This window comes from Lysobacter changpingensis (assembly GCF_017308985.1).
GTDB lineage: Bacteria > Pseudomonadota > Gammaproteobacteria > Xanthomonadales > Xanthomonadaceae > Lysobacter_J > Lysobacter_J changpingensis.
The window spans coordinates 582,469-599,162 of record NZ_JADWPE010000002.1; the positions used below are offsets into that span (position 1 = coordinate 582,469).

The window sequence follows — 16,694 nt, forward strand, 5'->3', positions numbered from 1 at the left end:
CGGAAATTCTAGCGCGCGGGCCGATGACGACCTTTTCTCGGGAAACGAATTTTTAAGAACCGTCCGATGTGGGGTCCGGTGCCGCGCGGCTTTACTGCGCACCGCCCGGCGTCCGCCGGGGATCCCCCTGATGAGGAACACCCGTGAAGAAGTCTTTCCTTGCCCTGGCGCTCGCCGCCGTTCCGTTCTTCGCCGCGGCCAGCGAGGCCAACGACATCGGCTACAACTACGTGCAGCTCGACTACGTCTACCAGGACGGCGCGCAGATCGACGGCGTCAACGCCTACCCGAATGGCGGCAACCTGAGCGGCTCGTACGCGTTCACCGACAACGTGTTCGGCACGGCCAGCTGGGGCTGGACCGAGGACTCGGGCTACCACGCCAAGTACAAGGACCCGAACTGGTCGCTGGGCCTGGGCTTCAACACCGCCATCGGCGCGAACGCCGACTGGGTCTCGCAGATCAAGTACATCGACAGCGACGCGCGCGTCCGTCTGGACCGTGATTTCTGGGTCTGCGACGACTGCCGCTTCGACCTGGACTACCAGGGCGGCCAGATCAGCACCGGCGTGCTGGGCCGCGTCTTCGACGGCCTGACCGCCAACGCCTACCTCGGCTACGAGGACTACAACCACAACTACGACGGCAACTTCTTCGCCGAGTTCGGCATGGTCTATGCCTTCAACAAGACTTGGGGCCTGCACGGCGGCCTGCGCCTGGCCGAAGGCGTCGACACCTACTCGCTGGGCGTTCGCGCGAGCTTCTGAGTCGGGGTTGTTTCCCGGCGTTGTACGAAAGGGCCCGCTTTGCGGGCCCTTTTTTGCGCGTGAACTTCCTGGTCGCGAGTTCCTGGTCGCAAGCCTTTTGCGTCGCGAACGCTTGTGGTGTGGACGTCGCGTCTGTCGCTGTGGACGTTTCTGTCGCTCTGGATGTTGTAGCCCGGGTAAGCGAAGCGCACCCGGGTGCGCGGTCGCCTCTCCTTCCCGGTGCGCTTCGCTTACCCGGGCTACAACAGCAAACCTTCGTCCGAGAAGATCGTCATCCCGGCGCAACCCGGGACGACTAGCAATGGCCAGCTTTCGCTGGAACGACGGTGAGGTGGGGAATCGATTACGCGCCCACCCGCCCCAACGTCACCCGATCGCGCCGCTCCCAATCCTGCACCGTCTCGACCGCGTCGAAGCCCGCGTGTTCGAAGATCGACCGTACCGCGGCACCCTGATCCCAGCCGTGCTCCACCAGCAACCAGCCGCCCGGATTCAGATGCATCGGCGCATGAGCCGCAATGCGACGGATATCGTCGAGCCCGTCCGCGCCCGACGCCAGCGCACTCGCCGGCTCGAAACGCAGATCCCCCAGCTTCAGATGCGCATCGTCATCGGCGATGTAGGGCGGATTGCTCGCGATCAGATCGAAGCGGTCGTCCGCGAGCGGCGCGAACCAGTCGCCTTCGCGGAACTGCACGCGCGACAGGCCCAGCGCGTTCGCATTCGCCTGCGCCACCGCCAGCGCCGCCGCGCTCGCATCCGTCGCCACTACCTGCGCGAGCGGGCGTTCGAAGGCGATCGCCAGCGCGATCGCGCCCGTTCCGGTGCCCAGGTCCGCCACGCGCAGCGACACGCCTTCCGGCAGGCGTTCCAGGACGAGTTCGACCAGCCGCTCGGTTTCCGGACGCGGAATCAGCGTCGCGGGCGTCACCGCCAGGTCGAACCGCCAGAACCCCCGATGGCCGAGCAGGTGCGCGACCGGCTCACCGGCGAGGCGGCGCTGCAGCAGGCGCTCGAATTCGGCCTGGCGCGCGATCGGCGGAACGTCGTCCCGATGCGTGTACAGCCAGGTCGGGCCCACGCCCAGCGCGTGGGTGAGCAGGCGCTCCGCCTCGGCGCGCGCCTCGTCGCCGGGCAAACGGCGCGTGGCAGCGGCGAGGAGTTCGCCGACCGTGGCCGGCGTCGGGCCGTCGCCGGCGTCGAGGGAGCGAAGGTCGTCATGCATCCCGCATTTTCGCCTGCCGCGGCCCGCGCAGGGAGGCCTTGCGCGGCGCTCCACCACCCGCATGTCGAATGGGTGCCGGGCTTCCTATCGGCCCGACATGTCCATAGACATCGCCTATTGAATCAATCTCATCAATCAACTTGATGGATTGGATCGGCCTCCTTACCCTACTCGCACTGGTTTCAACCCTCACCCACCCAGCCAAAGGAACCATCCTGATGTCGCTGATCAACACCGAAGTCCTGCCGTTCAAGGCCACCGCCTACAAGAACGGCGAGTTCATCGAAGTCACCAATGCCGACCTGAAGGGCAAGTGGTCCGTCGTGTTCTTCTACCCGGCCGACTTCACCTTCGTCTGCCCGACCGAGCTGGGCGACCTCGCCGACAACTACGCCGAATTCCAGAAGCTCGGCGTCGAGATCTACGGCGTGTCGACCGACACCCACTTCACGCACAAGGCGTGGCACGACACCTCCGACACGATCAAGAAGATCCAGTACCCGCTGATCGGCGATCCGACCGGCGTGATCACCCGCAACTTCGGCGTGATGATCGAGGAAGCCGGCCTGGCCGATCGCGGCACGTTCGTGATCGATCCGGAAGGCAAGATCCAGATCGTCGAGATCAACGCCGGCGGTATCGGCCGCGATGCGGGCGAGCTGCTGCGCAAGGTCAAGGCCGCCCAGTACGTCGCCGCGCATCCGGGCGAAGTCTGCCCGGCCAAGTGGAAGGAAGGCGAGCAGACCCTGAAGCCGTCGCTGGACCTGGTCGGCAAGATCTGACGACCGCACGCCACGCCCTGTCCGCAGGGCGTGGTCTGGACGGGGCGGCGAGCCGCGCATCGCGCAACCGCCCCGCTCCACCGCCTCATCGCGAGGCCGTTCCGGTCAGATGCTGGCCACTCTTTTTTGAATGTCGCGACGCTCGGGTCTCTCCCTCCCTCCGCCCGGGCGCTCGCGGCGTTCACCCGAACAAAGCCAATGGAGTCATCGCATGTTGGATGCCGATCTCAAGAACCAGTTGAAGGCCTATCTGGAAAAGGTCACGCAGCCGATCGAGCTCGTCGCATCGCTCGATGACGGCGAGAAGTCGCGCGAGCTGGAAAGCCTGCTGCAGGACATCGCCACGCTGTCGGACAAGATTTCCTATTCGCGCCGCGACGACGACGCGCGCCGTCCGTCGTTCGCGATCAACCGCGCAGGCACGGACGTGAGCGTGCGCTTCGCCGGCATTCCGATGGGCCACGAGTTCACCTCGCTCGTGCTCGCCCTGCTGCAGGTCGGCGGCCATCCGTCCAAGGCCGCGCCGGAACTGCTGGAACAGGTGCGCGACCTCGAAGGCGAGTACCACTTCGAAACCTATTTCTCGCTCTCGTGCCAGAACTGCCCGGACACCGTGCAGGCGCTGAACCTGATGAGCGTCATCAACCCGAACATCCACCACGTCGCCATCGACGGCGCGCTGTTCCAGGACGAAGTCGAGCAACGCCAGATCATGTCGGTGCCCACCGTGCTGCTCAACGGCCAGCCGTTCGACCAGGGCCGCATGACCATCGAACAGATCATGGCCAAGCTCGACACCGGCGCATCGACGCGCGATGCCGAGAAGATCAAGGCCAAGGATGCGTTCGACGTGCTCGTGATCGGCGGCGGTCCGGCCGGCGCCGCGGCGGCGATCTACGCCGCGCGCAAGGGCATCCGCACCGGCGTGGCGGCCGAGCGTTTCGGCGGCCAGGTGCTGGACACGATGGCGATCGAGAACTTCATCTCGGTCACCTACACCGAAGGCCCGAAGCTCGCCACCGCGCTGGAACAGCACGTGCGCGAGTACGACGTCGACATCATGAACCTGCAGCGCGCGAGCAAGCTGATCCCGGCGAACGAGCCGGGCGGCCTGATCGAAGTGCAGCTGGAAAACGGCGCGTCGCTGAAGTCGCGCAGCGTCGTCCTGTCGACCGGTGCACGCTGGCGCCAGATGAACGTGCCGGGCGAACAGGAATACAAGAACAAGGGCGTGGCCTACTGCCCGCACTGCGACGGCCCGCTGTTCAAGGGCAAGCGCGTGGCGGTGATCGGCGGCGGCAACTCGGGCGTCGAGGCGGCGATCGACCTGGCGGGCATCGTCTCGCACGTGACGCTGATCGAGTTCGACGCGCAGCTGCGTGCCGACGAAGTGCTGCAGCGCAAGCTGCGTTCGCTGAAGAACGTGGACGTGATCGTCAGCGCACAGACGACCGAAGTGCTCGGCGACGGCCAGAAGGTCACGGGCCTGGTCTACAAGGACCGCATCGAAGGTGACGCGCACCGCATCGACCTGGAAGGCGTGTTCGTGCAAATCGGCCTGCTGCCCAACACCGAATGGCTGAAGGGCGCGGTGGCGCTGTCGCCGCGTGGCGAGATCGAAGTCGATTCGCACGGCCGCACCTCGGTCCCGGGCGTGTTCGCCGCCGGCGATGCCACGACCACGCCGTTCAAGCAGATCGTGATCGCGATGGGCGAAGGCTCGAAGGCGGCGCTGAGCGCGTTCGACCACCTGATCCGCACCAGCGCACCGGCGCAGGCGACGACCGCCGCCGCGGCCTGATGTCCCCGGCCCTTCCCCTGCTTGCGGGGGAAGGGCGCGGAGGCCGATGCTCCACATCCATGCAGCATCACGCGAGGGACACGCCTTGAACCTGCGCGATCTCAAGTACCTGGTGGCCCTGGCCGACCACAAGCATTTCGGCCGCGCCGCGGCGGCGAGCTTCGTGAGCCAGCCCACGCTGTCGACCCAGATCAAGAAACTCGAGGACGAACTCGGCGTCGCGCTGGTCGAGCGCGCGCCGCGTCGCGTGATGCTCACGCCGGTCGGCCGCGAAGTCGCCGAACGCGCACGCAAGGTCATCGCCGATGTCGAGCAGATGGCGGAAATCGCGCGCCGCAGCCAGGACCCGGAAGCCGGAACGGTGCGCTTGGGGTTGTTCCCGACGCTGGGCCCGTACCTGTTGCCGCACGTCGTGCCGAGATTGCGGCAACGTTTCCCGCGCCTGGAACTGCTGCTGATCGAAGAGAAGACCGACCAGATCCTGCAGCGCCTGCGCGATGGCCGCCTGGACGCGGGCCTGCTCGCGCTGCCGATCCACGACGACCAGTTGCACGTGGAAGTCCTGTTCGACGAACCGTTCCTGCTGGCCGTGCCGCAGCAGCATCCGATGGCCGAACAGGATTCGCTGGAACTGGGCGACCTCGACAACCAGCACCTGCTGCTGCTCGAGGAAGGCCACTGCCTGCGCGACCAGGCGCTGGATGTCTGCCACATGGCCGGTGCCGACGAACGCGACGGCTTTCGCGCGACGAGCCTGGAGACGCTGCGGCAGATGGTCGCCGCCGGCGTCGGCATCACGCTGCTGCCGGTGCTCGCCGTGCAGCCGCCGGTGCCGTCCTCGCCCGACATCCACCTGTTGCGTTTCCGCGGGCAGCCGCCGCACCGGCAGATCGCGATGGTGTGGCGGCGCAGCTCGGCGATGGGCGAATTCCTGAAGCAGCTCGCCGCCGAGTTCCGTTCATTGCCCGAGCAGTTGCTGCGCCCGCCGCAACCGGCACCGTCGCAGGACAGCCGGCTGTAGTAGCCCGGCTTTAGTAGCAGCCCGGTTTTTTGTAGCCCGGGTAAGCGAAGCGCACCCGGGAAGTAGCCGGCCGCCTGCCCGGGTGCGCTTCGCTTACCCGGGCTACAACAGCTGCAACAGCGTCGACCGCATCGAACGATCAGTAATGCAGCAGCGAATGCAGGCGCACGTCCGCGCCCCAGCGTTCGCGACCGCCCAGCGCATCAAGCTCGATCAGCACGCTCGCACCGACCAGGTTCGCGCCGAGCTTCCCCACCAGTTCGCGCGCCGCGGCCAGCGTGCCGCCGGTGGCGAGCACGTCGTCGACGATCAGCGTGCGTTCGCCCGGACGCAGCGCATCGTTGCGCGCCTGCAGGCGATCGGTGCCGTATTCCAGCGCGTAGTCCACCTCGACCAGCGGCGGCGGCAGCTTGCCCGGCTTGCGCAGCGGGACGAAGCCCGCGTGCAGCTTCTGCGCGAGCGCCGCGCCGAAGATGAAGCCGCGCGATTCGATCCCGCACACCGCCTGCACCTGGCTGCCCTGCCACGGCTCGGCGAGCGCGTCGATGCAGCGCGCGAAACCGCCGGCATCGGCCAGCAACGGGGTCACGTCGCGGAAGGTCACGCCGGGCTTGGGGAAATCGGCGACGGCGCGGATCAGGGAATCGAAATCGAAGGACATGGCGCGGGGCCCATGAAACGGCCGGCCACGATACCCGAACCCGGCGTTCAGGCCGGCAGCCAGCCCTGCGAGGAATCCGCGGCCTCGTCGTCGTCCGACGCTTCGGCAGGCGCATTCAGCGGGAGCGCGGCGACGATGTCCTGCGCCTGCGGCCAGACCACGTCCGGCACGCACACCAGGATGGTCCCGAACAGCGGCAGCTCGCCCATCCCGCCCGTCAGCGCCTCGCCCTGCAGGAACACGGGGATTTCCTCCGCCTCAAGCGCGTGCCGCACCAGGTGGGCGTCGATCAGGTTCGCGGCTTGGTAGACGACTTTCATGGGACGCTCCGGGGGAAGAGGCTCGCGGACAGCATACGCCCGGCCTGAACGCGGATGCCGGCGGGGGCACGGCGGGGAATTGCGCCACCGGCTAAACTTGCCGGTCTACTCCGTCCACGGCTTCACGCATGTCCGCTACGCCCCACCCCGCCCCGTCCGCGCCCGGATCGGCCAACCCTGGATCGGCCCTCCCCGAAACCGCGCCCGTGAAGCAGGACTTCATCCGGCAGATCGTCCGCGAGGACCTGGCCAGCGGCAAGCACCACGCGATCCGCACCCGCTTCCCGCCAGAGCCCAACGGCTACTTGCACATCGGCCACGCCAAGGCGATCTGCCTGGACTTCGGCATCGCGGCGGAGTTCGGCGGCGACTGCAACCTGCGCCTGGACGACACCAACCCGGTGAAGGAAGACCCCGAGTACGTCCGCGCGATCCAGGACGACGTGCGCTGGCTCGGCTTCGAATGGCACGACCTGCGCCACGCGTCGGACTACTTCGGCGTGCTGTACCTCGCCGCGGAAAAACTGATCCGCCAGGGCGACGCGTTCGTGTGCGACCTCACGCCGGAACAGGTGCGCGAATACCGCGGCACGCTGACCGAGGCGGGCCGCGAATCGCCGTTCCGCAACCGCAGCGTCGAGGAAAACCTCGATCTGTTCCGCCGCATGCGCGCCGGCGAATTTCCCGACGGCACGCGCACGCTGCGGGCGAAGATCGACATGGCCAGCGGCAACATGAACCTGCGCGATCCCGCGCTGTACCGCATCAAGCACGTCGAACACCAGAACACCGGCCACGAGTGGCCGATCTACCCGATGTACGACTTCGCGCATTCGCTCAGCGACGCGGTGGAAGGCATCACGCATTCGCTGTGCACGCTGGAGTTCGAGGACCACCGCCCGTTGTACGACTGGTGCGTCGACAAGGTCGATCTGGCGAACTCGCCGGAGCTGCTCGAACCCGTGCTGTCGAAGGGCTTCCCGAAGGAAGCGAGCAAGCCGCGCCAGATCGAGTTCTCGCGCCTGAACTTCAACTACCTCGTCATGAGCAAGCGCAAGCTGCTCGCGCTGGTGAACGAAGGCCTCGTGGACGGTTGGGACGACCCGCGCATGCCGACCTTGCAGGGCATACGTCGTCGCGGCTACACGCCGAGCGCGCTGCGCCTGATGGTCGATCGCGTCGGCATCAGCAAGCAGAACTCGCTGCTCGACATCTCGATCCTGGAAGGCGCGCTGCGCGACGACCTCGACGCCGCCGCGCAGCGCCGCATGGCAGTGATCGATCCGCTGAAGCTGGTCATCACCAACCTCGATGCGGGCCACGAGGAATCGCTGACGTTCCCGAACCATCCCAAGGACGAGAGCGCGGGCACGCGCACGTTGCCGTTCTCGAACGAGCTGTGGATCGAGCGCGAGGATTTCGAGGAAGTGCCGCCGAAGGGCTTCAAGCGCCTGATCCCGGGCGGCGAAGTGCGCCTGCGCGGCGCCGGCATCTTCCGTTGCGATGAGGTGGTCAAGGACGGCGATACCGTCGTCGAGATCCGCGGCGTGCTCGATCCCGAATCGCGCCCCGGCATGGCCGGCGCCGATCGCAAGATCAAGGGCACGATCCACTGGGTGAGCGCGAAGCACGCGACGAAGGCCGAAGTGCGCCTGTACGACCGCCTGTTCGTCGTGCCCGATCCGGACAGCGAGGAAGGCGGCAAGACGTACAAGGATCATCTCAATCCCGAATCGCGCCGGGTCGTCACGGGCTATGTCGAACCCGCTGCGGCGAACGCGCATCCGGAGCAGTCGTTCCAGTTCGAGCGCATCGGCTATTTCGTCGCCGACCGCTACGACCATCGCAGCGAGGCGCCGGTGTTCAACCGCAGCGTCACGCTTCGCGACACCTGGACCACGAAGGGTTGAACAACGCGAAGGAGCACGCCATGCGCCGCCTGCTGACCGTACTGCTGGTTTCGTCCCTGCTCGCGCTTGCGGCGTGCGCCGCGCCGTCGCCGGAAGGCGCACGTGCGGCCACGCCGACGGCGGGCGATGTCGCCACGCCTGCATCCGACGACGCGCAGGCTGCCGCGCAAGCGACCCGTGCACGCGCTCCGGAGCCCACGCCGAAAGTGCGTCAGGCCGACTCCGCGCAGACGCCCGTCAAACTTGATTTCAGCTGCAGGACCGATGCGGATTGCGCGGTGAAGAACGTCGGCAACTGCTGCGGCGCCAGGCCGGCGTGCGTCAACGCGAACAGCCCGACCGATCCGGAAGGCGTCAAGGCCGAATGCGCGCGCAAGGGCATGATGGCGATGTGCGGCTTCAAGCCGATCGAGGGCTGCCAGTGCGTGCAGGGCCAGTGCAAGGACAAGATCGCCGAAGTGGAGATGGTGCACTGATGCTCTACGCGCAGGTTCACCTCACCCTGCCCGCCTGGGTCCACGAATCGGTCGATACGCAACGCCTCTACGTCGGCGACGCCGCGAAGGTCGAACTCGCCATCGCGCTCTCGCGCATGAACATCGAAGCCGGCAGCGGCGGACCGTTCGGCGCGGCGGTGTTCGGGCCGGACGAACGCATCATCTCCATCGGCGTGAACCGCGTGATGCCGCACACGTGTTCGCTCGCGCATGCCGAGACGATGGCCTACATGCTCGCGCAGCAGCGCACGCAGCGCCCGCGCCTCAACGAGGATGCGGTGGGCGCGAAGCTCGGGCCGGTCACGCTGGCGACCTCGTCGCAGCCGTGCTGCCAGTGCTACGGCGCGACGATGTGGGCCGGCATCGATCGGCTGCTCATCGGGGCGCGCAGCGAGGACGTCGAATCGCTGACGCAATTCGACGAAGGCCCGCTGCCCGCGGACTGGATCGGCGAACTCGAACGCCGCGGCATCGAAGTCGTGCGCGACGTGCATCGCGAACTCGCACGCGAGGTGCTGCGTGCGTATGGCGAATCCGGCGGCGAGCGGTACTGACGCCCGCATCGACATGATCCCGGCCGACGCCCTGCTCTGCTACTGCCGCCCCGGCTTCGAGCCCGAACTCGCGGCAGAACTCGGCGAACGCGCGGCGCTCGCCGGCCATCCCGGTTATGCGCGCACCGAGCGCAACAGCGGCTACGTGGAATTCCTCGGTGCGGACGCCGGCGCGCTGACGCGCGCGATGCCGTTCGACTCGCTCATCTTCGCGCGGCAGAAGCTTGCGCGATTCGCCGAACTGCGCGGCCTCGATCCGAAGGACCGCATCACGCCGATCCTGCGTGCGCTCGAAGCGACGCTGGGCAACACGTACACCTTCGGCGAGTTGTGGGTGGAGCATCCCGATTCCGACGAAGCCAAACCGTTGGCGGGCCTTGCGCGCGCCTTCGGCAATGCACTGCGCCCCGTGCTGCGAAAGGGCGGCTGGCTCACGCAGTTCGACGATTCACGCAAGTCGCGCCTGCATGTCGTGTTCCTTTCCGGCGACCACGTGCTGCTCGCCATCGGCGAGGCCGGCGACAGCGCGCCGTGGCCGCTCGGCATTCCGCGCCTGCGCATGCATGCCGACGCGCCGAGCCGTTCCGCGCTCAAGCTCGAGGAAGCGCTGATGGTGCTGATGAGCGGGAAGGAACGCGAACGACTGTTCCGCGAAGGCATGCGTGGCGCCGACCTCGGCGCCGCACCCGGCGGCTGGACGTGGGTGCTGATGCGACAGGGCCTGCACGTCACGTCGGTCGACAACGGTCCGCTGCGTGAACACCTGCTCGAAAGCGGGCGCGTCGACCACCTGCGCGAGGACGGTTTCCACTGGCAGCCGCGCGCGCCACTGGACTGGATGGTGTGCGACATGGTCGAACAGCCGCGCCGCGTCGCCGAACGCATGGCGACCTGGCTGCGCGAGGGCTGGTGCCGGCACACCATCTTCAACCTCAAGCTGCCGATGAAGAAGCGCTGGGACGAAACGCGGCTGTGCCTGGACCTGTTCCAGCAGCGCGCAGAGAAGCCGCTGCTCCTGCGGGCGCGCCAGCTCTACCACGACCGCGAGGAAATCACCGTTTTCGCGACGGTGCGCTGACGCGGCGATCACGTGGGTGAACGCTGGGCGCGACCGCACGCGTGAAATTTACCTGTGGTTGATGCGTGCGGGACTAGCGTCGGCCTCGCCCCCAAACCAGGCGAGACCCACCATGAATTCCGCGCATGTTCTTTCACCGAAACTGCTGGCGGCCGCGGTGCTCGCGACGATCGGCATCGCCGGTCCGGCAGCCGCGCAGCGCACCCAGGCCCAGCCGGCGAAGGCGCAGCAGCAGGCCGAAGCGGCAGCGCAGGCCGCGACCGATGAAGCCGAAACCGCACGCGACGCCGCGCAGAGTGCGCGCGACGCGACCAAGGCGACGACCGGCGGCTACACCACCACGCACCAGCACGCCGACACCGCGCAGCGCGCCGCCAACCAGGCGGTGGACGCGTCGCACGACGCGCACGATGCGACCTCGGCCGCGCAGTCGGCCGCCAACCCCGCGACGCCGGCCGCCGAAGCGCAGCAGGCGGCAACCACCGCAGGCAACGCCAGCATGCAGGCGCAGGATGCGGCCGACGCCGCCGCGCAGGCCGCGAATCCGCCTCCCGCGACCCCGATGACGCCCACCACCCCGCAGACGACGACCGGCGCGTCGACGCGACAGGAAGTGAACGCGACCTCCAGCCCGCCCAACTCGACGCTCGCCAACAAGGTGGATTTCGACGGACTCGACACCAACCGCGACGGCAACCTCAGCCGCGCCGAAGTCCAATCCGAAACGATGCTGTCCGCCGACTTCGCCGCGATCGACGCCAACCGCGACGGTCGCATCTCCAAGTCCGAGCTTGCCGGCGGTAAGTGACCTGTCGAAGCCGCTGGCGATGGCGAACCCCTCCCGCGTCGGGAGGGGTTCGCTTTATTGCCCGGCCGCGTGCCGCCAGAACGCGTGCGTCAGCGGCGGCAGCTTGCCGGCCAGGCCCAGCAGCGGGCCGCGCAGCAGCGTGGCGGCGAGCGAATCGTTCGAGAACAACCGGTTGATGCCATCGAAGGCATAGGCCGACAGCGCGTTCCCGCTGCGCTGCGCGCGCGCCCAGCGCGACAGTCGCGATGCCGGATCGATGCCGCGCTCACGCGCATCGGCGGCGGTGCGACGCAGGGTCGCGACATCGCGCAGCCCCAGGTTCACGCCCTGCCCCGCCAGCGGATGCACCGCGTGCGCGGCATCGCCGATCACCGCGATGCGACCGCTCGCCAACGACTGCGCGAGTTGCAGGCGCAACGGGAACGCGGCGCGCCGCGATACGCGCGTCGATGCGCCGAGCGTGCCGGCGAAGGCATTGTCGAGTTCGCGCAGGAACGCCGTCTCGTCGGCTTCGAGCAGACGCTGCGCTTCGGCCTCCGGCAGCGTCCACACGATCGAACTGACGTTGTGTGCGTCGAAAGGCAGGAACGCGAGCGGCCCGGTCGGCAGGAAGCGCTGCCAGCACGTCGCCTGATGCGGCCGCTCGCTTTCGACGAACGCGACCAGCCCGCGCTGGCCGTAATCGTGGCGTGGCGCTTCGATGCCGGCGAGCGAACGCAGCTTCGACTCCGCGCCGTCGGCGGCGACCACAAGCTTCGAACGCAGCGACAGGCCGCTTTCGAGCACGACCGTCGCGCCGCTTTCGTCCTGTTCGAATCCGACCACGCTGTCGGGGCAATGCAGCTGCACGCCGGCGCCGGGCAGCGCGTTCCAGAGACGGTCGACCAGCAGGGCGTGCTCGACGATCCAGCCGAGTTCGCGACGCCCGAAGGCATCCGCATCGAACGCGAGCTCGCCGCCGCCGGCGGCATCCCACACGCGCATCGCGCGGTACGGCTGCACGCGCGCGTTCGCGACCTCGCGCCAGACGCCCAGGTTGTCGAGCAGCGCCGCGTTGTCGGGCGCGAATGCATACACGCGCAGGTCGATGCGATCGGCATCGGTGGGCAGCGGCTGCCATGCGGGCGGCTGGCGGGGTTCCACCAGCGCGACCCGCATTCCATCGCGCGCGAACGCAAGCGCGGCAGCCGCGCCGACCACGCCGGCGCCGACGACGATCGCGTCGAGTCCCGATCCGCGACGGCTCATGCGTGCACCTCGCGGCACAGCGCCGGCACGTCGCCGCGGTATCCCATCGCGCCGCCGACGAGGAACGACTGCACCGAGGCAACGCGATCGACCGCGAACAGGCCGAGGCTGCGCAGCGGACGCAGGAGCGTCGCGTCGTTTGCGGTCAGGCGCGCGAGGCCGTCGGAGAACCCGATCGTGCGCTCGCGGTCCTCGCGGCGCCGTTCGGCATAGGCCTGCAACAGCGCATCGCTGCCGCAGTCGGCCTGCGCATCGAGCGCGCGCGTGTCCTCGATGAGTTCGGCGAGCGTGAGCGCGTCGCGCAAACCGAGGTTGAAACCCTGCGCGCCGATCGGATGGATCGTCTGCGCGGCGTTGCCGACCAGGACCGCACGCGAGGCGATGGTGCGCTGCGCGACGACGCGGATCGCCGGATGCGAACTGCGCGGGCCGCACGAAAGAAAGCGTCCCGCGCGCCAGCCGAACGCGTCCTGCGCACGCGCGAGGAACCCGGCTTCGTCGAGCGCGGCGACGGCATCCGCGTCTTCGCGCGCGACGGCGTGGATCAGTCCGTGGTGGCGATCGCCGCGCGGCAGAAGGGCGGTCGGGCCGTGGTCGGTGAGGCGCTCGAAGGCGGTGCCGTCCGGCGGGCGCGAGCTGCGCAGGCGCGCGACGAACAGCGTCTGCGCGTAATCGTGCTCGTCCACGCCGATGCCCAGCGCGTCGCGCACGAGGCTGCGCGTGCCATCGGCCGCCACCAGCAGGCGCGCGCGCAGGATGCGTTCGCCATCGGCATCGGCCACGCGGATCGCGCGCACGTCGCCGGCGCTTTCGGCCAGGCCGATGAAACGCACGGGGCGATGGCGCAGCAGGCGCGTTGCGTCGGCGAGACGGGCTTCCAGCGCCTCGCCGAAATCGCGCGCGACCACGACCCGACCGAATTCGCTGCGCCCGTAGCGCGAGGCATCCAGCAGGCCGCGACCGAAATCGCCGCGCCGGCTGACGTGGATGCGTGCGATCGCGCCGGTGGGCGCGCGCAGCTTCTGCATCACCTCCAGTGCGGTCAGTGCGTTGAGCGTGGCTTCGGCGAAGCTGAGGTTGCGCTCGTCGAAGACCGCCGGGAGCGCGCCGGGCGGCGTCGCCTCGACCAGGCCGACGACGAGGCCCAGGCGCTCCAGCGCGATCGCCAGGCTGGCACCGACCAGGCCACCGCCCACGATGAGGACATCGTGGAGATCGTGGGACGGACCTTGGGCGAGGGAATCTCCGGGCGCGCCGGAGGGCGGGTTTGAGGGGGCCGCGACAGGCATTGCGCTATGCTAGCGGTTCCTGAAGGCCGTGACCTTCTCAAGACCCGAACACGATGAACCGTCCCGCTTCCGCCTCGCCTGCCGCCCACGACCGTCCCGCTTCCGGCCTGTTCGCGCCCGGTCCGCTGGTGCTCATCGGCATGATCGTGATCGCCGCGCTCACGCGCCTGTTGCCGCATCCGCCGAATTTCTCGCCGGTCGAAGCGGTGGCGCTGTTCGGCGGCGCCTACTTCGCCTCGCGCGCGCTGGCGATCGCGGTGCCGCTGGTGGCGATGCTGGTGTCGGACCTCGTCCTCGGCCTGACGCTGGGCGGGACCTACTTCGAACACTTCACCAGCCCGGCCTACCTGGCGACGTGGCTGTCGGTGTACGCGTGCATCGCGATCTCGGCGGTGCTGGGCTTCGGCCTGCGCGGTCGCGTCAACGGCGCGCGCGTGCTGGGCTATTCGATCGTCGGCTCGGTGCTGTTCTTCGTGGTCACCAACTTCGCCGTGTGGGCGACGGCCACGCCGATGACCGCGCATCCGGCCTGCCTGGTCGGCCTGGGCCCGTGCTACGTCGCCGCGCTGCCGTTCTTCCAGTGGACGGTGCTGGGCACGCTGTTCTACGCCGCGCTGCTGTTCGGCGGCTTCGCCCTGCTGCGCCGCCGCGTCCCGGCGCTGCGCGCGCAGACGGTCTGAGAAGGACGGGATTCGGGATTCCGGATTCGTAAGAAGCCCGTCTCCGAATCCCCATCCAGACTCACATGGGCAACCGTCTCTCCAGGATCTACACCCGCACCGGCGACGACGGCACGACCGGGCTGGGCGACGGCAGCCGCGTCGCGAAGGACTCGGCCCGCGTCGCCGCGTACGGCACGGTGGACGAAGCCAATTCGTGCATCGGCCTGGTGCTGGCGAGCGACGTCCCCGACGACGTCCGCGCGCTGCTGACCACCGTGCAGCACCAGCTGTTCGACCTGGGCGGCGAGCTGTGCATCCCGGGCCATGCCGCGATCGTCGACGCCGACATCGATCGCCTCGAACAGCAGCTCGACGCCTTCAACGAACCGCTCCCGCCGCTGAAGGATTTCATCCTGCCCGGCGGCGGCGAAGCGGCGGCGCGCTGCCACATCGCGCGCACGGTCGTGCGCCGTGCCGAACGCGAAGCCGTCTCGCTGTCGCGCGTCGAAACGGTCCGTCCGGAAGCGGTGCGCTACCTCAACCGCCTGTCCGACCTGCTGTTCGTGCTGGCCCGCGTGCTCGCGCGCGCCAGCGGCCACGGCGAAGTGCTGTGGAATCACGAACGGCGCAAGGCCTGACGCGCCGCGCGCCATGCGCATCTACACGCATCCTGCCTGCACGCGCCACGATCCCGGCGAGGGTCACGCGGAACGTCCATCGCGACTGGTCGCGGTAACCGAAGCGCTGCGCGAGGCGTTCCCCGACCTGCACTGGGAAGAAGCGCCGCGCGCGAGCCGCGGGCAGCTGCTGCGCGTGCACGACGACGCGCTGCTCGCGCTGGTGCTCGACACGCCCGTCGATGGTCCAATGCCGCTGGATCCCGACACCGTCCTCGCGCCGGGTTCGGCCGAAGCGGCGCTGCGCGCGGCCGGCGCCGGCATCGCGGCGGTGGATGCGGTGATGCACGGCGAGGCACGACGCGTGTTCTGCGCGGTGCGTCCGCCCGGCCATCACGCCACGCCCTCGGCGGCGATGGGGTTCTGCCTGTTCAACAACATCGCCGTCGCCGCGGCGCATGCCTGCGACAAACACGGGCTCGCGCGCGTGGCGGTGGTCGACTTCGACGTGCACCACGGCAACGGCACGCAGGCGATCTTCGATACCGACCCGCGCGTGATGTACCTGAGTTCGCACCAGATGCCGCTGTATCCGGACACCGGTTACGCAAACGAGCGCGGCGTGGGCAACATCGCCAACGCGCCGTTGCCGCCGGGCTGCGGCAGCGAGGCGTTCCGCCGCATCTGGCGCGAGCTGCTGCTTCCGACGCTGGACTCCTTCCGGCCGCAGTTGCTCTTCATCTCCGCTGGCTTCGACGCGCACAAGCGCGACCCGCTCGCGCAGATCGAACTGGAAACCGACGACTACGACTGGATCACGCGCGAACTCGTCGCGATCGCGCAAAGGCATGGCGACGGCCGGATCGTGTCGATGCTTGAAGGCGGCTACGACCTGGCCGCGCTGCGCGAGGCGAGCGTCGCGCACGTGGGCGCGATGCTCGCTTGAACCGCCTGGCGGCGATCAGGTCTCCGGCACGAACTCCAGCGCGGCCGAATTGATGCAGTAACGCAGGCCGGTCGGCGGCGGGCCGTCGGGGAAGACGTGGCCCAGGTGCGACTGGCAGCGCGCGCACTTGATCTCCACGCGCCGCATGCCGTGGCTGTCGTCCACGTGCTCGCTGACGGCGTCCCTGGAGACCGGTTCCCAGTAGCTGGGCCAGCCGCTGCCGGAGTCGTACTTCGTTTTCGAGGAAAACAGCGGCGCGCCGCAAGCCACGCAGGTGTACGTGCCGGCTTCCTTGTGGTTCCAGAAGCGGCCGGTGAATGCGCGCTCGGTCGCCGAGCAGCGGCATACCGCGAACTGTTCGGGGCTGAGGCGCTCGCGCCATTCGTCGTCGGTCCGGCAGACCGATGCGTTGTCGGAAGAAGGCTGCTGGGACATGGGCCACTCCTGTCTTGACGCGGAAATGAACAGTGCCGGGAGCAAGATGGTGCTCGCGTTGCCCCCTTGCAAG

Annotated in this window: 18 protein-coding genes; 12 read left to right on the forward strand and 6 right to left on the reverse strand. The window is 68.6% G+C overall.

The genetic code is table 11. The annotated features are described in order from the left end of the window. Positions 1 to 143 precede the first annotated feature (143 nt). Positions 144 to 767 (forward strand): hypothetical protein, encoded by a 624-nt coding sequence (locus I4U41_RS04305; RefSeq protein ID WP_206859880.1) that lies wholly within the window; start codon positions 144 to 146, stop codon positions 765 to 767. A 343-nt stretch (positions 768 to 1,110) separates the two neighbouring features. Here the strand turns inward: I4U41_RS04305 and prmC are convergent, their stop codons facing one another. Further along, complete coding sequence (gene prmC, locus I4U41_RS04310) at positions 1,111 to 1,992, reverse strand: peptide chain release factor N(5)-glutamine methyltransferase (protein WP_206859881.1); 882 nt, start codon at positions 1,990 to 1,992, stop codon at positions 1,111 to 1,113. Between the two features lie 218 nt (positions 1,993 to 2,210). On the opposite strand from prmC, the gene ahpC reads away from it, so the two are divergent. The 3 genes from ahpC to oxyR all read left to right on the forward strand — a co-directional run bounded on the left by ahpC (position 2,211) and on the right by oxyR (position 5,596). Next, complete coding sequence (gene ahpC / locus I4U41_RS04315) at positions 2,211 to 2,774, forward strand: alkyl hydroperoxide reductase subunit C (RefSeq protein ID WP_206859882.1); 564 nt, start codon at positions 2,211 to 2,213, stop codon at positions 2,772 to 2,774. 211 nt (positions 2,775 to 2,985) lie between these two features. Further along, on the forward strand, positions 2,986 to 4,575 hold the full coding sequence (ahpF, locus tag I4U41_RS04320; RefSeq protein ID WP_206859883.1) for an alkyl hydroperoxide reductase subunit F: 1,590 nt from the start codon (positions 2,986 to 2,988) through the stop codon (positions 4,573 to 4,575). Between the two features lie 85 nt (positions 4,576 to 4,660). Then, positions 4,661 to 5,596, forward strand: coding sequence for a DNA-binding transcriptional regulator OxyR (gene oxyR, locus I4U41_RS04325; RefSeq protein ID WP_206859884.1), 936 nt, complete (start codon positions 4,661 to 4,663; stop codon positions 5,594 to 5,596). 139 nt (positions 5,597 to 5,735) lie between these two features. Here oxyR and I4U41_RS04330 read toward each other — a convergent pair whose 3' ends face one another. Beyond that, a complete protein-coding gene (locus I4U41_RS04330; RefSeq protein ID WP_206859885.1) occupies positions 5,736 to 6,257 on the reverse strand; it encodes an adenine phosphoribosyltransferase in 522 nt (173 codons plus the stop codon). Between the two features lie 47 nt (positions 6,258 to 6,304). Next, positions 6,305 to 6,577, reverse strand: coding sequence for a putative signal transducing protein (locus I4U41_RS04335; protein ID WP_206859886.1), 273 nt, complete (start codon positions 6,575 to 6,577; stop codon positions 6,305 to 6,307). A 128-nt stretch (positions 6,578 to 6,705) separates the two neighbouring features. Here I4U41_RS04335 and I4U41_RS04340 point away from each other — a divergent pair, with 128 nt between their 5' ends. From I4U41_RS04340 to I4U41_RS04360, 5 genes are all read left to right on the forward strand, one after another. After that, positions 6,706 to 8,487 (forward strand): glutamine--tRNA ligase/YqeY domain fusion protein, encoded by a 1,782-nt coding sequence (locus I4U41_RS04340; RefSeq protein ID WP_206859887.1) that lies wholly within the window; start codon positions 6,706 to 6,708, stop codon positions 8,485 to 8,487. Between the two features lie 20 nt (positions 8,488 to 8,507). Next, positions 8,508 to 8,963 (forward strand): hypothetical protein, encoded by a 456-nt coding sequence (locus I4U41_RS04345; RefSeq protein WP_206859888.1) that lies wholly within the window; start codon positions 8,508 to 8,510, stop codon positions 8,961 to 8,963. Then, entirely contained in the window at positions 8,963 to 9,538 is a 576-nt protein-coding gene (locus I4U41_RS04350) for a nucleoside deaminase (RefSeq protein ID WP_206859889.1), read from the forward strand. The genes I4U41_RS04345 and I4U41_RS04350 overlap by 1 nt, the downstream gene beginning before the upstream one ends. Before the next feature lie 13 nt (positions 9,539 to 9,551). After that, a complete protein-coding gene (rlmM, locus tag I4U41_RS04355) occupies positions 9,552 to 10,616 on the forward strand; it encodes a 23S rRNA (cytidine(2498)-2'-O)-methyltransferase RlmM (RefSeq protein ID WP_206860401.1) in 1,065 nt (354 codons plus the stop codon). Between the two features lie 112 nt (positions 10,617 to 10,728). Then, the gene (locus I4U41_RS04360) at positions 10,729 to 11,424 is read left to right on the forward strand and encodes an EF-hand domain-containing protein (protein ID WP_206859890.1); all 696 of its coding nucleotides are present in this window, start codon (positions 10,729 to 10,731) and stop codon (positions 11,422 to 11,424) included. 54 nt (positions 11,425 to 11,478) lie between these two features. Here I4U41_RS04360 and I4U41_RS04365 read toward each other — a convergent pair whose 3' ends face one another. Beyond that, positions 11,479 to 12,672: an FAD-dependent oxidoreductase gene (locus I4U41_RS04365; protein ID WP_206859891.1), complete on the reverse strand. Its 1,194-nt coding sequence runs from the start codon at positions 12,670 to 12,672 to the stop codon at positions 11,479 to 11,481. Then, positions 12,669 to 13,961, reverse strand: coding sequence for a 2-octaprenyl-6-methoxyphenyl hydroxylase (gene ubiH, locus I4U41_RS04370; protein WP_206859892.1), 1,293 nt, complete (start codon positions 13,959 to 13,961; stop codon positions 12,669 to 12,671). The genes I4U41_RS04365 and ubiH overlap by 4 nt, the downstream gene beginning before the upstream one ends. Before the next feature lie 53 nt (positions 13,962 to 14,014). Here ubiH and I4U41_RS04375 point away from each other — a divergent pair, with 53 nt between their 5' ends. The 3 genes from I4U41_RS04375 (at position 14,015) to I4U41_RS04385 (ending at position 16,186) form a co-directional block, all read left to right on the forward strand. Continuing rightward, a complete protein-coding gene (locus tag I4U41_RS04375; protein WP_206859893.1) occupies positions 14,015 to 14,641 on the forward strand; it encodes a DUF6580 family putative transport protein in 627 nt (208 codons plus the stop codon). A gap of 65 nt (positions 14,642 to 14,706) precedes the next feature. Further along, positions 14,707 to 15,261 carry a cob(I)yrinic acid a,c-diamide adenosyltransferase gene (locus tag I4U41_RS04380; RefSeq protein ID WP_206859894.1) on the forward strand — a complete coding sequence of 185 codons (555 nt, stop codon included), beginning with the start codon at positions 14,707 to 14,709 and terminating at the stop codon, positions 15,259 to 15,261. A gap of 13 nt (positions 15,262 to 15,274) precedes the next feature. Beyond that, positions 15,275 to 16,186: a histone deacetylase family protein gene (locus tag I4U41_RS04385; protein ID WP_206859895.1), complete on the forward strand. Its 912-nt coding sequence runs from the start codon at positions 15,275 to 15,277 to the stop codon at positions 16,184 to 16,186. A 15-nt stretch (positions 16,187 to 16,201) separates the two neighbouring features. Here I4U41_RS04385 and msrB read toward each other — a convergent pair whose 3' ends face one another. Then, on the reverse strand, positions 16,202 to 16,621 hold the full coding sequence (msrB, locus tag I4U41_RS04390; RefSeq protein ID WP_206859896.1) for a peptide-methionine (R)-S-oxide reductase MsrB: 420 nt from the start codon (positions 16,619 to 16,621) through the stop codon (positions 16,202 to 16,204). Positions 16,622 to 16,694: the final 73 nt, after the last annotated feature.

What these genes read in the sequence shown, in the direction of transcription:
- prmC (WP_206859881.1), bottom strand. Translation starts at nt 1,992, where the DNA reads ATGCATGACGACCTTCGCTCCCTCGACGCCGGCGACGGCCCGACGCCG.
- ahpC (WP_206859882.1), top strand. Translation starts at nt 2,211, where the DNA reads ATGTCGCTGATCAACACCGAAGTCCTGCCGTTCAAGGCCACCGCCTAC.
- ahpF (WP_206859883.1), top strand. Translation starts at nt 2,986, where the DNA reads ATGTTGGATGCCGATCTCAAGAACCAGTTGAAGGCCTATCTGGAAAAG.
- I4U41_RS04330 (WP_206859885.1), bottom strand. Translation starts at nt 6,257, where the DNA reads ATGTCCTTCGATTTCGATTCCCTGATCCGCGCCGTCGCCGATTTCCCC.
- I4U41_RS04335 (WP_206859886.1), bottom strand. Translation starts at nt 6,577, where the DNA reads ATGAAAGTCGTCTACCAAGCCGCGAACCTGATCGACGCCCACCTGGTG.
- I4U41_RS04340 (WP_206859887.1), top strand. Translation starts at nt 6,706, where the DNA reads ATGTCCGCTACGCCCCACCCCGCCCCGTCCGCGCCCGGATCGGCCAAC.
- I4U41_RS04345 (WP_206859888.1), top strand. Translation starts at nt 8,508, where the DNA reads ATGCGCCGCCTGCTGACCGTACTGCTGGTTTCGTCCCTGCTCGCGCTT.
- I4U41_RS04350 (WP_206859889.1), top strand. Translation starts at nt 8,963, where the DNA reads ATGCTCTACGCGCAGGTTCACCTCACCCTGCCCGCCTGGGTCCACGAA.
- rlmM (WP_206860401.1), top strand. Translation starts at nt 9,552, where the DNA reads ATGATCCCGGCCGACGCCCTGCTCTGCTACTGCCGCCCCGGCTTCGAG.
- I4U41_RS04360 (WP_206859890.1), top strand. Translation starts at nt 10,729, where the DNA reads ATGAATTCCGCGCATGTTCTTTCACCGAAACTGCTGGCGGCCGCGGTG.
- I4U41_RS04365 (WP_206859891.1), bottom strand. Translation starts at nt 12,672, where the DNA reads ATGAGCCGTCGCGGATCGGGACTCGACGCGATCGTCGTCGGCGCCGGC.
- ubiH (WP_206859892.1), bottom strand. Translation starts at nt 13,961, where the DNA reads ATGCCTGTCGCGGCCCCCTCAAACCCGCCCTCCGGCGCGCCCGGAGAT.
- I4U41_RS04375 (WP_206859893.1), top strand. Translation starts at nt 14,015, where the DNA reads ATGAACCGTCCCGCTTCCGCCTCGCCTGCCGCCCACGACCGTCCCGCT.
- I4U41_RS04380 (WP_206859894.1), top strand. Translation starts at nt 14,707, where the DNA reads ATGGGCAACCGTCTCTCCAGGATCTACACCCGCACCGGCGACGACGGC.
- I4U41_RS04385 (WP_206859895.1), top strand. Translation starts at nt 15,275, where the DNA reads ATGCGCATCTACACGCATCCTGCCTGCACGCGCCACGATCCCGGCGAG.
- msrB (WP_206859896.1), bottom strand. Translation starts at nt 16,621, where the DNA reads ATGTCCCAGCAGCCTTCTTCCGACAACGCATCGGTCTGCCGGACCGAC.